At 70.5% G+C, this 14,447-nt stretch carries 14 protein-coding genes; 6 read left to right on the top strand and 8 right to left on the bottom strand.

Annotated elements, in window-relative coordinates:
• Positions 1-40 precede the first annotated feature (40 nt).
• The 3 genes from OG349_RS11735 (at position 41) to OG349_RS11725 (ending at position 3,578) form a co-directional block, all read left to right on the top strand.
• Positions 41-1,063 carry a carbohydrate ABC transporter permease gene (locus OG349_RS11735; protein ID WP_327234557.1) on the top strand — a complete coding sequence of 341 codons (1,023 nt, stop codon included), beginning with the start codon at positions 41-43 and terminating at the stop codon, positions 1,061-1,063.
• Positions 1,064-1,131: 68 nt separating this feature from the next.
• Positions 1,132-1,950, top strand: a complete 819-nt coding sequence (locus tag OG349_RS11730) for a carbohydrate ABC transporter permease (RefSeq protein WP_327238538.1) — start codon at positions 1,132-1,134, stop codon at positions 1,948-1,950.
• An 8-nt stretch (positions 1,951-1,958) separates the two neighbouring features.
• Complete coding sequence (locus OG349_RS11725) at positions 1,959-3,578, top strand: glycoside hydrolase family 3 protein (RefSeq protein ID WP_327234556.1); 1,620 nt, start codon at positions 1,959-1,961, stop codon at positions 3,576-3,578.
• Between the two features lie 119 nt (positions 3,579-3,697).
• Here the strand turns inward: OG349_RS11725 and nagB are convergent, their stop codons facing one another.
• A complete protein-coding gene (gene nagB / locus OG349_RS11720; RefSeq protein ID WP_327234555.1) occupies positions 3,698-4,480 on the bottom strand; it encodes a glucosamine-6-phosphate deaminase in 783 nt (260 codons plus the stop codon).
• Positions 4,481-5,000: 520 nt separating this feature from the next.
• Between nagB and OG349_RS11715 the strand changes: the two genes are divergently transcribed.
• The gene (locus tag OG349_RS11715; protein WP_327238537.1) at positions 5,001-6,497 is read left to right on the top strand and encodes a sensor histidine kinase; all 1,497 of its coding nucleotides are present in this window, start codon (positions 5,001-5,003) and stop codon (positions 6,495-6,497) included.
• Positions 6,498-6,691: 194 nt separating this feature from the next.
• Here OG349_RS11715 and OG349_RS11710 read toward each other — a convergent pair whose 3' ends face one another.
• Together OG349_RS11710 and OG349_RS11705 are read right to left on the bottom strand one after the other, a co-directional pair.
• The gene (locus OG349_RS11710; RefSeq protein WP_004937597.1) at positions 6,692-6,949 is read right to left on the bottom strand and encodes a WhiB family transcriptional regulator; all 258 of its coding nucleotides are present in this window, start codon (positions 6,947-6,949) and stop codon (positions 6,692-6,694) included.
• Between the two features lie 315 nt (positions 6,950-7,264).
• Positions 7,265-8,233, bottom strand: a complete 969-nt coding sequence (locus OG349_RS11705) for a diacylglycerol/lipid kinase family protein (RefSeq protein WP_327234554.1) — start codon at positions 8,231-8,233, stop codon at positions 7,265-7,267.
• A 134-nt stretch (positions 8,234-8,367) separates the two neighbouring features.
• Between OG349_RS11705 and OG349_RS11700 the strand changes: the two genes are divergently transcribed.
• A complete protein-coding gene (locus OG349_RS11700) occupies positions 8,368-8,820 on the top strand; it encodes a hypothetical protein (RefSeq protein WP_327234553.1) in 453 nt (150 codons plus the stop codon).
• Between the two features lie 355 nt (positions 8,821-9,175).
• Here the strand turns inward: OG349_RS11700 and OG349_RS11695 are convergent, their stop codons facing one another.
• From OG349_RS11695 to OG349_RS11685, 3 genes are all read right to left on the bottom strand, one after another.
• On the bottom strand, positions 9,176-10,231 hold the full coding sequence (locus OG349_RS11695; RefSeq protein ID WP_442806234.1) for an RNA polymerase sigma factor SigF: 1,056 nt from the start codon (positions 10,229-10,231) through the stop codon (positions 9,176-9,178).
• Positions 10,228-10,641: an anti-sigma regulatory factor gene (locus tag OG349_RS11690; RefSeq protein ID WP_161306966.1), complete on the bottom strand. Its 414-nt coding sequence runs from the start codon at positions 10,639-10,641 to the stop codon at positions 10,228-10,230. Before OG349_RS11690 ends, OG349_RS11695 begins: the two co-directional genes overlap by 4 nt.
• 242 nt (positions 10,642-10,883) lie before the next feature.
• Positions 10,884-11,144, bottom strand: coding sequence for a UBP-type zinc finger domain-containing protein (locus OG349_RS11685; RefSeq protein WP_161306967.1), 261 nt, complete (start codon positions 11,142-11,144; stop codon positions 10,884-10,886).
• A 35-nt stretch (positions 11,145-11,179) separates the two neighbouring features.
• Here OG349_RS11685 and OG349_RS11680 point away from each other — a divergent pair, with 35 nt between their 5' ends.
• A complete protein-coding gene (locus OG349_RS11680; RefSeq protein WP_327234551.1) occupies positions 11,180-12,778 on the top strand; it encodes a Na+/H+ antiporter in 1,599 nt (532 codons plus the stop codon).
• 59 nt (positions 12,779-12,837) lie between these two features.
• Here OG349_RS11680 and OG349_RS11675 read toward each other — a convergent pair whose 3' ends face one another.
• Both OG349_RS11675 and OG349_RS11670 read right to left on the bottom strand, forming a co-directional pair.
• Positions 12,838-13,755 carry a 1-aminocyclopropane-1-carboxylate deaminase/D-cysteine desulfhydrase gene (locus OG349_RS11675; RefSeq protein ID WP_327234550.1) on the bottom strand — a complete coding sequence of 306 codons (918 nt, stop codon included), beginning with the start codon at positions 13,753-13,755 and terminating at the stop codon, positions 12,838-12,840.
• An 84-nt stretch (positions 13,756-13,839) separates the two neighbouring features.
• Complete coding sequence (locus tag OG349_RS11670; protein WP_327238536.1) at positions 13,840-14,418, bottom strand: N-acetylmuramoyl-L-alanine amidase; 579 nt, start codon at positions 14,416-14,418, stop codon at positions 13,840-13,842.
• Positions 14,419-14,447 lie beyond the last annotated feature (29 nt).

Raw genomic sequence — 14,447 nt, 5'->3', positions numbered from 1 at the left:
CCGGCCGGGCGCGGGAGCCCCAGAACCGCGAGGAAAGACCATGACCGTGCACTCCCAGGGAGCGGTGACCGCCGCACCCGAGGACGCGCCCGGAAGGGCGGCAGGGGAGTCGACGACTCCGCCTCCCCCCACCGGATCCCAGGAAATCCACACCCCTCCACGCGGCAGACGCTCCCGGCTCGGCGCGCTGGTGCCGTACCTGCTGATCGCCCCCGCGGTCCTCTCGATGGCGGTGCTGCTCCTCTATCCGCTCGTCAAGAACGTGATCCTCTCCTTCCAGCAGGTCAACAGGAAGGAACTGATCACCCGGCTCCCCGAATGGGTCGGCTTCGACAACTACACGGAGCTGCTCAAGGACCCGGACTTCTGGACCGTCGTCGTCCGCAGCCTGGTCTTCACGGTCGCCAACGTCCTCCTGATCATGGTCATCGGGTCGCTGATCGGCGTGCTGCTCAACCGCCTCGGCACCAAGATGCGCCTGGTCCTCTCGCTCGCGCTCATGCTCGCCTGGGCCATGCCCATCGTCGCCTCCGTGACCGTCTTCCGGTGGCTCTTCGACGAGCAGTTCGGTGTCGCGAACTGGGTGCTGCGTACCCTCGGATTCTCCGGCTACGAACAGCACAACTGGTTCGAGACCGGCTTCTCGACCCTCGTCATCGTCACGCTGCTGATCGTCTGGGGCTCGATCCCCTTCGTCGCGCTGAACATGTACGCGGGTCTCACCACCATCGGCAGCGAGCTGTACGAGGCCGCGAAGATGGACGGCGCCAACGGCTGGCGCACCTTCTGGTCGGTGGTCTTCCCGAACCTCAGGCCCTTCTTCATGATCACCACGTTCCTGGAGATCATCTGGGTCTTCAAGGCCTTCGCGCAGGTGTACGCGATGAACCTGGGCGGTCCGGACCACGCGTCCGAGACCCTCCCCGTGTACGCGTACATCACCGGCCAGGGCCTGTTCCGCTACGGCCTCGCCGCCGCGATCTCCGTACTGACCATCGTGATGCTGATCGCCATCATGTCCTTCTACTTCCGCCTGATCCTGAAGCAGGAGGAGGAGCAGTGAGCACCACTCTCACGAAGCCGCCCGCCGGCGAGGCCGCCGCGGCCCCCGCGGTCCGCAACAAGAAGCCCCTGCGGCCCGGCGCGATCGCCAAGAACGTGGGCGCGCTCCTCATCGCCCTGGTGCTGATCTTCCCGGTCTACTGGATGTTCGCGTCCTCGCTGAAGCCGCAGAGCCAGATCCTCACCAAGGACCCGGTCTTCGTCTTCACCCCGACCTTCGAGAACTACACCAAGGCGACCGGCGTCGACCTGTTCTGGACGTACGTCACGAACAGCCTGATCGTCACGATCGGCGCGGTGCTCATCTCGCTGGTCGTCGCCCTGGCCGCCGCCTTCGCCATCGCACGGATGAAATTCCGCGGCCGCAAGGGCCTGGTGCTCGGCGTCATGATGGCCCAGATGGCACCGTGGGAAGTCATGGTCATCGTGGTCTACATGATCGCCCGTGACGGCGACTACCTCAACAGCCTCGGCACCCTGACGGCGATCTACTTCGTCATGGTGCTGCCCTTCACCATCTGGACCCTGCGCGGCTTCATCGCCGCCGTCCCGGTCGAGCTGGAGGAGGCCGCCCTGATCGACGGCTGCAACCGCGGCCAGGCGTTCATGAAGGTGATCTTCCCCCTGCTGGCCCCCGGCCTGATGTCGACCTCGCTCTTCGGCTTCATCACCGCCTGGAACGAGTTCGCGATGGTCCTGATCCTGAACAAGGAGAAGGAGTCGCAGACGCTGCCGCTCTGGCTGACCCAGTTCCAGACCGCCTTCGGCAGCGACTGGGGTGCGACCATGGCCGCGTCCACGCTCTTCGCCCTCCCCGTGCTCCTCGTCTTCGCCTTCCTCCAGCGCCGCGCCGTCGGCGGTCTGACGGCCGGCGCGGTGAAGGGATAACACCACCCATGACCACACTCCTGACCGGTACGGACACCCTCACCCGCGACGCCCTCGCCGTTCTCCAGCCGGGATTCGCCGGGGCCACGGCCCCGGACTGGGTCCTGCGGCGGATCGGCGAAGGCCTGTCCTCCGTCGCCCTCTTCGGCCGCAACATCCGCACACCGGAGCAGATCTCCGCGCTCACCGCCCAGCTGCGGGCCGAGCGCGACGACCTCCTCGTCGCCATCGACGAGGAGGGCGGTGACGTCACCCGCCTGGAGGTCAGGCACGGCTCGTCCTTCCCCGGCAACTACGCGCTGGGTACGGTCGACGACCTCGACCTCACCCGCTCCGTCGCCCGGGAGCTGGGCCGCCGGCTCGCCGCGTGCGGGGTGAACTTCAACTGGGCGCCCTCCGCCGACGTCAACTCGAACCGGAACAACCCGGTCATCGGGGTACGGTCCTTCGGCGCCGATCCCGACCTGGTGGCCCGGCACACCGCCGCGTACGTGGACGGTCTCCAGAGCGCCGGCGTCGCCGCCTGCGCCAAGCACTTCCCCGGGCACGGCGACACCGCCGTGGACTCGCACCACGCGATGCCCCGCATCGACGTGGACCTGGACACGCTGCACGCCCGTGACCTGCTGCCTTTCCGGGCGGCCGTCGCGGCGGGTTCCAAAGCGGTGATGAGCGCGCATATCCTGCTTCCCGCGCTCGACCCGAACCGCCCGGCGACGCTGAGCCCGCAGATCCTGCTCGGTCTCCTCCGTGAGGAACTGGGCTTCGACGGCCTCATCGTCACCGACGGCATGGACATGGAAGCCATCGTCGCCACGTACGGGATCGAGCGCGGCACCGCCCTCGCGATCGCGGCGGGCGCCGACGCGATCTGCGTCGGCGGCGGCCCGTCCGACGAGGGAACCGTACTGCGGCTGCGCGACGCGCTGGTGGCGGCGGTACGGGACGGCGAACTGCCCGAGGAGCGTCTGGCCGACGCGGCCGCGCGGGTGCGCGCGCTCGCCGACTGGACGGTCCGGGCCAGGGGGGCTGCGGAGCCGGGCGCGGATTCACAGGAGGGGACCGCGCCCGGCACCACAAGCGTGACCCTGAGCGGGCCCGCGAGCGGTTCTGCGGGCGATTCTGTGAGTGCTTCTGTGAGCAGGACCGCCGCTGCCGACGACGCTCCGATCGGACTGGTCGCCGCGCGGCGCGCGGTGCGGGTCACCGGTACGGGCAAGCCGCTCGACGAGGCGCCGTACGTCGCGGCCTTCACCCCCCTCGCGAACATCGCCGTCGGTGACGAGACCCCGTGGGGCGTCGCCCCGGAGCTGGAGCGGCTGCTGCCCGGCACCGAGACGGGCGCGTACACCAGCGCCGGGATCGACGGTACGGACACCGCCGCGCTGGCCGGGAAGGTGCTCGCCGCCGCCGGTGACCGCACGATCGTCGCCGTCGTACGGGACCTGCACCGGCACGCGTGGATGGCGGACGCCCTGGACGGGCTCCTCGCCGCACGCCCGACGACGATCGTGGTCGAGATGGGCGTGAACGAGGCGGAGCCCAGGGGCGCGCTGCACATCGCCACGCACGGCGCGGCGCGGGTGTGCGGCACGGCGGCGGCCGAGGTCATCGCGGGCCGCGTCTGAGGAGCTGAGTCCCGGCCGGTGCCCTTGTCCTGGCCGGGACGGAAATGACGAGTGCCGGACCACCCCTCGTGGGTGGTCCGGCACTCGTCTTCGTACGTCCGGAGAAGGCGCAGTCGCGCTTACAGCCCCTGCCAGTCCGGTTTGGCGGCGTACGTGTCCCGGAAGTAGTCCGCGAGCTTGAGCTTCGAGGCGGCGGCCTCGTCCACGACCACCGTGGCGTGCGGGTGCAGTTGCAGCGCGGAGGCGGGCACCAGCGCGGCGACCGGACCCTCGACCGTCTGGGCCACGGCCTCCGCCTTGCCCTCGCCGGTGGCGAGCAGGATCAGGTGGCGCGCCTCCAGGATCGTCCCGATGCCCTGGGTGATCACGTGGTGCGGGACGTCGTCGATGCTGTCGAAGAAGCGCGCGTTGTCCTCGCGGGTCTGCCGGGTCAGCGTCTTGATGCGGGTGCGCGAGGCGAGCGAGGAGCACGGCTCGTTGAAGCCTATGTGCCCGTCCGTGCCGATGCCGAGCAGTTGGAGGTCCACCCCGCCGGCCTCGGCGAGCGCGCGGTCGTACGCGTCACAGGCCGCCACGACGTCCTCGGCGCTGCCGTCGGGGCCCAGGAAGGACTCCTCGGACAGGCCCAGCGGCGCCACGACCTCGCGCAGGACGACCGAGCGGTACGACTCCGGGTGGCCCTGCGGCAGCCCCACGTACTCGTCGAGCTGCGCGATCCTGGCGCCCGAGGCGTCCACCGCTCCGGACCCGACCAGGGCCGACAGCGCCCGGTAGATGGGCAGCGGGGTCGATCCCGTGGCCACACCCATGAGGGCGTCGCGCTTGCGGCGCAGCAGCGCGGCGATGGTGTCCGCGATGAGTTCGCCGCCTGCCGTGGCGTCCTGGACGATGACAACTTCCACGCTGGGGCCTGCCGATCTGAGGAAGGGGCTTTTTGTGGTATAGACCAATCTAGCAGAGGGGCCGGACGCGTCCAGGGGGCAGTACGGGCGGGCGCGCGCGCCGGGCGCGGATGACGGAGACGCGCCGGGGCGCGGGGCCGGAGCGGGCGCCCCCCGGGGCCCGGAACACCCGCGGGCCGCGGCGCCGCGACGGGACCCTCAACCCGTCCGGCACCGCAGCCCGGAGTTACTTCGGCCGGCAGGTGTGCGGTCCCGCACGGCCGTGGGGGAGGCCTCGGCGCAGTCAGGGCAGAGAGCGCCGGTACCTCGTTCCGCGCTCCTGTGCGGGGAGCGCGGAAGCTCTTTACCGAATCATTGTGGACTAGACCATTCCGCCCTGTCCATCCATTCGGGCAGGCGATTTCCGGCCCTTGGCGGCCCCGGAGGGAGCGGGCCCGTGGTCGGTCCATGGCCCTCGCGGCGGGCCCGATCGCGGTTCGTCCCGGTTCCTGCCGCGGGTACGCTCCCCTGTGTGCCCTCCATGAACGACCTCGTCCGCCAGCACACCGCCCTGAGCGAATCCGACCTCGAATGGCTCCACCTGCTGGTCTCGGAGTGGCAGCTGCTCTCCGACCTGTCCTTCGCCGACCTCGTGCTGTGGGTCCCTACCCGGGACGGTACGCGCTATGTCTCCGTGGCCCAGATGCGCCCCAACACCGGCCCCACGTCCTACCAGGACGACATGGTCGGCCATCTCGTCCCCCGGGGCCGCAGACCACTGCTGGACGCCGCCCTGGACGAGGGGCGGATCGTCCGCGAGGGCGACCCGGAGTGGCGCGAGGAGGTGCCCGTACGGGTCGAGTCCATCCCCGTACGCCGGGAGGGCCGTGTCCTCGGCGTCATCGCCCGCAACACCAACCTGCTCACGGTCCGCACGCCCAGCCGGCTGGAGCTGACCTACCTCCAGTCCGCCTCCGACCTCGCCCAGATGATCGCGGCGGGCTCCTTCCCGTTCCCCGGGCAGCAGGTCGACATGGACGCCTCGCCGCGCGTCGGCGACGGACTCATCCGGCTCGACGCCGACGGGGTCGTCCAGTACGCGAGCCCCAACGCCCTCTCGGCGTATCACCGGTTGGGACTGGCGTCCGACCTGGTGGGACATCACCTCGGACGGACGACCGACGAACTGGCGCCCGCCCGGGGCCCGGTGGACGAGGCCATGGTCAAACTCGCCAGCGGTTACGCCCCCCGGGAGACCGAGGTGGAGGGCAGCGGCGGGGTCATCCAGTTGCGCGCCATCCCGCTCAAGCCCAAGGGCGTCCGGATCGGTTCGCTGGTCCTCTGCCGTGACGTGACGGAACTGCGCCGCCGCGAGCGGGAGTTGATCACGAAGGACGCCACGATCAGGGAGATCCACCACCGGGTCAAGAACAACCTCCAGACGGTCGCCGCGCTGCTCAGGCTCCAGGCCAGGAGGATGGACTCACCGCAGGGCCGGGAGGCCCTCAACGAGGCCGTACGGCGCGTCGGTTCGATCGCGATCGTGCATGAGACGCTGTCCCAGAATCTGGACGAGCGGGTCGAGTTCGACGAGATCGCCGACCGGGTCCTCGCGATGGTGGCGGAGATCTCCCCCGGGGTGGTCGCCTGCCGGCGTACCGGACGCTTCGGGATTCTGGACGCCGAGGTCGCCACCCCGCTCTCGATGGTCCTCGCCGAAATCCTCCAGAACGCGCTGGAACACGCCTTCGCGCCGGGTGAACAGGGCCGGGTCGAGGTCTCGGCGGTCCGCAGCGGCGAACAGCCGGCGGCGAAACGCGGCGAAGGGGTGCGCTCCGACGCCCGGTTGCTCATCACCGTTCAGGACGACGGGGTCGGACTGCCCGAGGGGTTCGACCCCCAGCGGACCGGAAATCTGGGACTCCAGATCGTACGGACCCTGGTGGAGGGGGAGTTGGGCGGCAGCTTCGACATGGTGCCCAACCCCGGGGGCGGTACGCGCGTGGTGCTCGACATACCGGTGGAGCCGCAGAAGTAGCCGTAAGGGTGAGGCTGTTCGACCCGGTTCGCCTCACCACAAGCATCGAGCCCCGGACCGTGGTGACGGTCCGGGGCTCGGTTCGAAGCTCACATTGCGATGCGCATCGGGGGGTACTGCGCGCTGCGTTTCGGGGGCGGGGCCGTGCGCACTCTCTGTGCGCTCCGCCTGGCCGGGGCTCGTTGCGGGGTGGTTCAGGCGGTCGCGTTACGCGCCCGGTTGCGAGCGGCGCGGCGCTTCATTGCGCGGCGCTCGTCCTCGCTGAGGCCACCCCAGACACCCGAGTCCTGGCCGGACTCGAGCGCCCACTGCAAGCACTGCTCCATGACGGGGCAGCGACGGCAGACGGCCTTGGCTTCCTCGATCTGCAGCAGCGCAGGACCGGTGTTGCCGATGGGGAAGAAGAGCTCGGGGTCTTCCTCGCGGCAAACGGCGTTGTGACGCCAGTCCATGGCTGCTACCTCTCTTGGTGTGACAAACATGTTGCTTGTGAATGTGAACGCTTTCACGAATCCCCCGACAAGGGAAGGGCCGACCGCCAGACAAGCTGGTGTGGTCCTTGAATGAGGAGGGGTTCTGGTTCTCAGGGAGGCCGGTGTTGCGGGCCGTCCCGATCGCCATGTAGAGATTCGCAAACCTCGGCGGCGGATACAACCCCTTCTGGAAAGTTTTTTTTGATTCCTCGGTGACGACTCCGTCACAGCCGTACTTCCATGGGGTGGATGCCAGCCTAAACGTTCGAGTGGAAGGACTTTGGGTCCTTCCACTCACACAATCACACGCAGTGCACGGCGAACGCCTGTGAACGTCACACTGGTGCGCAGTCCAAGGTGGTCGCCGTCCATCTGGAAGGGCAGGCGCGCCTTGGAATGCAAGGTGAAGTCCGTCAGGTCGTGGAGCGACACGGCATGGCGCCCGTGGGGGCCTTTTTCAGGGGACGAAGTGAGCAATTGGGTCGCGTACCGCGCCACCGCCGCGGGGCCCAGACTGTTCAGCCCGAGCACGTCCAGCGCGGTGTCGAACGAGGCGCCCGGGGACGCGTACAGCGGGCGATTGCCCAGGTAGGAATAGGGGGCGGTGTTGCAGACTATGGACAGGACCAGGTCCGTCACGGGGTCTTCGCCGGGGCGGTCCAGGGTGATCGTCCCGTGCCGGCGGTGGGGCTCCTCCACCAATTGCCGTACCACCTGGCGCACATAGAGGGCGTGCGTCGATCTTTTCCCGCGCTCCCTCTGTTGTTCGACCCTTCCGACCACTCCGGCGTCGAATCCGAATCCGGCACAGAAAGTGAACCATCGTGACGGAACCGATTCGTCTTCCGTGCCCGGAGTCCCGGCCGCCAGTCCCAAGCCGACCGTACGTTCGCTCTGCCGGGCCAGCGCGTCCAGAATCGCGCCGGTCGCCTCGACCGCGTCATTGGGCAGTCCGAGCGCACGGGCGAACACATTGGTCGAGCCGCCGGGGACGACCGCGAGACGCGGCAGCCGGTCCGGGTCGGGGCCGTGGTGGAGCAGCCCGTTCACGACTTCGTTGACCGTGCCGTCGCCGCCGAGGGCGACGACCAGTTCTATGTCGTCCGACTCCGCCGCCCGCCGGCCCAGGTCCCGGGCGTGCCCCCGGTACTCCGTCGTCACGGCCTCCAGCTTCATCTTGCTGGCGAGCGCGTGGATCAGTACGTCACGGGTGCGGGCACTGGTGGTGGTTGCTGCCGGATTGACCACGAGGAGTGCGCGCATGGTCAGCAGATTACCGGCCGGGGCGCGGTCGGGTCGCCTCGGGACGGGCGGGGGGCCCGGGGCCCGTCCTGCCCGGCGCTACGGGAAGCGGCCTGGCCGGCCGTACGGGAAAAGGCGGCGGCTACCCTGCTGGGGTGAGCAGCAGCGAAGAGAGCGCCCCCACCTCCCCGCCCGCGTCCGGCCCGCGGCCCCCGCGCCTGACCGCGCTGGCGGCGCTGTGCGCGCTCGAAGCCCTCACGCTGCTAGGGGCCGGCGGATACCTGCTGGTCATGGGGTTGCTGGGTCGGCCGGACAGCCCCCGGCAGGCCGAGACGGGTGGCCTCACCGTGATCGTCCTCGCCCTGCTCCCGCTGCTGGCGGTCCGGGGCCTGCTGCTGCGGCGCTCCTGGAGCCGGGGCCCCGCGCTGATCATCCAGATCATGGCGCTGCCGGTCGCCTGGACCCTGCTCCAGTCGTCGGGCACCGGAATCCCGGCCGGCATCGTGCTGGCGGCGGTGGCCGTGGCGGGGTTGGTCCTGCTGCTCCACCCGACGACGACGGAGGCGCTGGGGATCGGCCCCGGGGCGCGCGACTCGACCGGCGACTGACGCCTGCGCCGTGCCGGCGGAACGCCGTCCGGCCGGCGGCGGCCGGTACGCGCACGCGTCGCGCGGTTCGGCCCGCGACAGCCGGCACCTACAACGCGTTGGGTTGTTCGCCCCGCGACGGCGCCCACGTGCGGGTCACGCCCCGGAGGCGGTTCGGCGCGCGACTTCGTCCGCGACTCTCGACCGGGGTCCGGCCGTGACCGTCGGCGGGCCCGGTGCGGGACCCGGGTGAGCGGTGCACTCTGCCGCCCCGCCCGGCGACGGCTCGGCCCCCGGCGACCGTTGGGCTGTCCACCGGCCCGGCCCCGGAGGGCGGGGGCGGGGAGCCTCGGAGCCGTACCGAATGATGCTTGTCCTACTCCTCCACCAGCAGGCGCTCGCGCAGCTGCGCCAGCGTCCGGGCCAGGAGGCGGGAGACGTGCATCTGGGAGATGCCGACCTCCTGCGCGATCTGGGACTGCGTCATGTTGCCGAAGAAGCGGAGCAGTAGGATCCGCTTCTCGCGTGGCGGCAGGTCCTCCAGCAGCGGCTTGAGCGACTCGCGGTACTCGACGCCTTCCAGCGCCTCGTCCTCCGAGCCGAGCGTGTCCGCCACGGCCGGCGACTCGTCGTCCGTGTCCGGGACGTCCAGCGAGAGCGTCGAGTACGCGTTCGCCGACTCCAGCCCCTCCAGGACCTCCTCCTCGGAGATGCCCAGCCGCTCCGCCAGCTCATGGACCGTGGGCGACCGCCCGTGCTGCTGCGACAGCTCCGCCGTCGCCGTCGTCAGCGACAGCCGCAGCTCCTGGAGCCGCCGCGGCACCCGCACCGCCCAGCCCTTGTCCCGGAAGTGCCGCTTGATCTCCCCGACGACCGTCGGCGTCGCGTACGTCGAGAACTCGACCCCGCGCTCCGGGTCGAACCGGTCCACCGACTTGATCAGACCGATCGTCGCGACCTGCGTCAGATCGTCCAGCGGCTCGCCGCGGTTGCGGAATCGTCTCGCCAGATGCTCCACCAGCGGCAGGTGCATCCGCACCAGCTGGTTCCGCAGGTCCGCCTTCTCCGGCGACCCGTCCGGCAGCTCGCGCAGCGTGACGAACATCAGCCGAGCCCCGCTGCGGTCGTGGGGATCGTGCTGCTTCTGCTCGGTGTGCTCGGTCTGCTCGTTCTGCTTGGTGTGCTGCTGCTCGCTCTGCTCGCTCATCGTGGCCGCCCGCTCTGCCTGCGCCTGCTCCGCCGCGGCCTTCTGGCCGTCAAGCCCGTCCTCCGGGTGGGGGCGGGCCTGCTGCTCCGGGATGCCCGCGGGAGAGAGCACGGGCTCCACCGGAGCCCCGTGCCCTTCTCGCGGTCCCGCCGGCCGGGATCCTTCCGGCCGCGCGTCCCGTGGGACGCGCCCCTCGTCACGCACCGGCCCTTCCCCGTTCGTCACGCCGGCCCGGGTCCCGCGCCGCGCTGTTTGTACAGGCTGATGGAGACCGTACGGTCCTCCGCGACCGTCGAGTCGACCTTTCCGGCCAGTGCGGAGAGCACCGTCCAGGCGAAGGTGTCCCGTTCCGGTGCCCGCCCGTCGGTGGTCGGCGCCGAGACGGTCACCTCCAGGGAGTCCTCGACAAGCCGGAAGACGCAGCTGAGGACGGAGCCGGGCACGGCCTGCTGGAGCAGGATCGCGCAGGCCTCGTCCACCGCGATGCGGAGGTCCTCGATCTCGTCGAGGGTGAAGTCCAAACGCGCCGCGAGGCCGGCCGTGGCCGTACGCAGCACGGACAGGTAGGCACCCGCAGCGGGCAGCCGGACTTCCACGAAGTCCTGGGTCCCGGGCTCGCCTGCGATCTGGGACACCCTCACCTCCAAGGTGGCACAAGCTCTTCAGGGCTCCGGACAAGGGACGTCCCGAAGCCTCGCGGTACGTAGTCGGTACGCAGCCGGTCTGGACTGGCGACGCTATCGCGATCCATAGTGCCCTGTCGCCGGACCCCCGTCCGACGGGTGTCACTCATAGTAAGTCCATGAGCACGGAAAGTCGCCGGACGTGCGGCGCCCTCAAATACAAGAAACCGGCGGAGGGTTGACGTACCCAAGCGTCAGACGATCGAACCGTCCACGTAACACCACCGCCAGCTCTCTCCGGGTTCGATACTCCTCATGACTTCATGATCGGTGTTCTTGAAATGCTGTGTGGCGTGTTGGTACGGCGAGGAGTCGCAGCACCCCACGTTCCCGCAGACCAGGCAGAGCCGCAGCTGAACGGGATGACTGCCGACCGCGAGGCACTCCAGACAGGTGTCGCTCTGCGGTTCGGGCTCGGGGCGCGGCAGTTCCGCGGCATGCAGGCACTCGCTCATGATGGCCAGGTTACGACGCTTGTGAGGACGGTGTGATGGACGTATTGCCGCTGGTCGCGTTGGTGGCGGGGAGCGCGGCGATCGCCGGCGCGGCCCGCAGGACGCCGGTGCCCGCTCCGCTGCTGCTGGTGACCGTGGGGCTGATCGCCGCGTACGTGCCGGGCGTGCCGGACTACACGCTGGATCCGCACATCGTGCTGCCCCTGCTGCTGCCGCCGCTCCTGTACACGGCCGCGGTGGACAGTTCGTACCTCGACCTGCGCGCCAACATCCGGCCCGTCGCGCTGCTCTCGGTGGGATACGTCCTCTTCGCGACGGTCGTGGTCGGCTACCTCGCCTATCTGCTGGTGTCCGACCTGCCGCTGACCACCGCCCTGGTGCTCGGCGCCGTCGTCGCGCCGCCGGACGCCGTCGCGGCCACCGCCATCGCCCGGAAACTGGGTCTGCCGAACCGGATAACGACCATCCTCCAGGGCGAGTCGCTGGTCAACGACGCGACCGCGATCACCGCCTTCAAGGTGGCCCTCGCCGCGGCCGTCGGCGAGGGCGCGAGCTGGGGCGGCGGGCTCGCCGAGTTCGCGCTCGCCTCCTTGGGAGGCGTCGGCATCGGGCTGGTGATGATGGTGCCGCTGCACTGGCTGCGTACGCATCTGAGGGAAGCCCTGCTCCAGAACACCCTCTCCCTGCTGATCCCGTTCGTCGCCTACGCGGCGGCCGAACAGGTCGGGGCCTCGGGGGTGCTGGCCGTCGTGGTCGTCGCCCTCTACCTCGGCCACCGCTCCTGGCAGGTCGACTTCGCGACCCGGCTCCAGGAGGCCGCGGTGTGGAAGATGGTCGCGTTTGTACTGGAGTCGTCCGTCTTCGCGCTGATCGGACTGCAACTGCCGTTCGTCCTCAGGGGGCTGGGGGAGTACGGCGTCGGGGAGGCGCTCCTGTACGCCGTCGGCGTCTTCGTGACCGTGGTGGTGGTCCGGTACGTCTGGGTCTATCCGGCGACGTTCCTGCCGCGCAAGCTGTTCCCCAGGATCAGGGAGCGCGAGCCCGACACCGACTGGCGGTCGCCGCTGATCGTCGGGTGGGCGGGGATGCGCGGGGTGGTCTCCCTGGCGATCGCCTTCTCCATCCCGCTGACGATGCATGACGACCAGCCGTTCCCGGGGCGCAACCTCGTCCTGTTCCTGACCTTCACCACCGTCATCGGGACGCTCGTCGTGCAGGGGCTCACGCTGCCGCCCCTGATCCGGCTGCTGAGGATCCCGGGGCGCGACGTACAGGCCGAGACCCTGGCCGAGGCGCAGGCGCAGAGCGAGGCGTCCAGGGCGGCGGAGGTGCGGCTGGACGAGCTGCTCGCCGACGAGAGCAACGCGCTGCCGCAGCCGCTGGCCGCGCGGCTGCGTGCCGTCCTGGAACGGCGCCGCAACGCCGTCTGGGAGCGGCTCGGGACGGTCAACGAGGTGACGGGGGAGTCGGCGGACGACACGTACCGGCGGCTGTCGGGGGAGATCCTGGAGACGGAGCGCTCGGTGTTCGTGGAGCTGCGGGACCGGCGGGCGATCGACGACGAGATGATGCGGACGCTGCTGCGGCGGCTGGACCTGGAGGAGGCGTCGGCGTACCGGGAGGACACGCCCTAGCTTGCTCCAGGGCGTGTCCGCGAAGTGGCGTCCGGCCCGCGGACACGCCCTGGCTCGCCCTAGGGGGCGCCCGTGATCACCGCGGCCACCGTCGTGCCCCCGGGGAACGCGCCCTCCTCGGTCAGCGCCGTCAGGCCGTACAGCATCTTGGCCACGTACAGCCGCTCCACCGGCAGTCCGTGGCGTGCCCCGAAGTCCTCGGCGAACGTGTCGAGGGCGGGGGTGGTACGGCCGTACCCGCCGCACGTGAAGCGGCCGTCGAGGCGCCAGTCGCCGGTGGGGCCGCCGAACGCTTCGCGCTGGAGTTGCCGTATCTCCGCCTCCAGGAAGTCCCCGCCGACCACCGGGAACCCCAGCGCGCGCTGTCCGGGGGCGAGCCCGGCCGCGAGGCCGGCGAGCGTCCCGCCCGTGCCGCAGGCGACGGCCACGACGTCGGCCGTCCCGCGCAGCTCCTCGCCGAGGGCGGCGCAGCCCTGTGCGGCCAGGGCGTTGCTGCCGCCTTCGGGGACGACGTGGACGCTGTCGGGGCGCAGTGCCGCCGTCTTGAGAAGTGTGCTCAGGACGGCCGGTTCGGTCTTGCGGCGGTACGTCGCGCGGTCGACGAACAGCAGCCTCATCCCGTCCGCCGCGCAGCGGGCGAGAGAGGGGTTGAGCGGCCGGTCCGCCAGCTCCTGGCCCCGGACGACACCGACCGTGGCGAGGCCCAGCAGCCGGCCCGCGGCGGCGGTGGCGCGCAGATGGTTGGAGTAGGCGCCGCCGAAGGTCAGCAGGGTGCGGCGGCCCGTCTCGGCGGCGGCCCGGAGGTTGGGCGCGAGTTTGCGCCATTTGTTGCCCGGGAGTTCCGGGTGGATCAGGTCGTCGCGCTTGAGCAGCAGCCGTACGCCGTGGCGGGCGAAGCGCTCGTCCTCCACGGCGGTGAGGGGGGAGGGGAGCCGGGGCCGCAGGGCGGCGAGGTCGGGGGCTCCGGGTGGGGTCACCGTCCTATTGTCGCGGCTTGTCGCGGCACGGCCGCGTGTGTTCACTTTGGCGCCCGCGTGTGGTCACTCCGCGCCCGCGTGTGGTCACTTCAGGCGGTCACGGACACGGGTCCGCATCGACGCCATCGTGAACCCGCGCGGGTCGACCTTGCCCGGCTGCCACTCCAGGTGACCGATGACGGACGGCGCGCCCCAGCCGTGGTAGCGGCAGATCGCGGCGGCGGCCTTCTCGACGGCCTCCAGCTGGACGGCGGGCCAGGGGTCCTTCCCGTCGCCGAGGTTCTCGCACTCGAAGCCGTAGAAGTAGCGGTTCCCGTCGGTGTTCGTCTCGTTGTCCGCCGGGAGGGCCTTCTCGGCGATCACGGCGCGCAGGACGTCGTCGTCCCCGCTCCCCGCGTGATTGGCCCGCCCGTAGCCGACCAGGTGGACCCGGCCGTCCTTGGCGATGACACCGTGGCACAGCGGACCCGGCAGGGCCGCGTAGCCGTCCCGGCAGATGCGGACCGTGGCCTCGGTGCCCCGGGTGACCGTGTGATGGATCATCACGCCGTGGACCGGGCCCCAGGGGCCCTTGTGGTTGCGGTTGTGGGTGCGCCAGTCGCCGACCTGGACGACGGTGAGCCCTTCGCTCTTCAACACGTCGAGAAACTTGCTCGCGGACATCGGTGAGGACACGGCCGGTCCCTTCGGAC

Source organism: Streptomyces sp. NBC_01317 (assembly GCF_035961655.1).
Classification (GTDB): domain Bacteria; phylum Actinomycetota; class Actinomycetes; order Streptomycetales; family Streptomycetaceae; genus Streptomyces.
The sequence above is the reverse complement of the archived record's forward strand: the minus strand, read 5'-3'. Positions and strand labels throughout refer to the sequence as shown.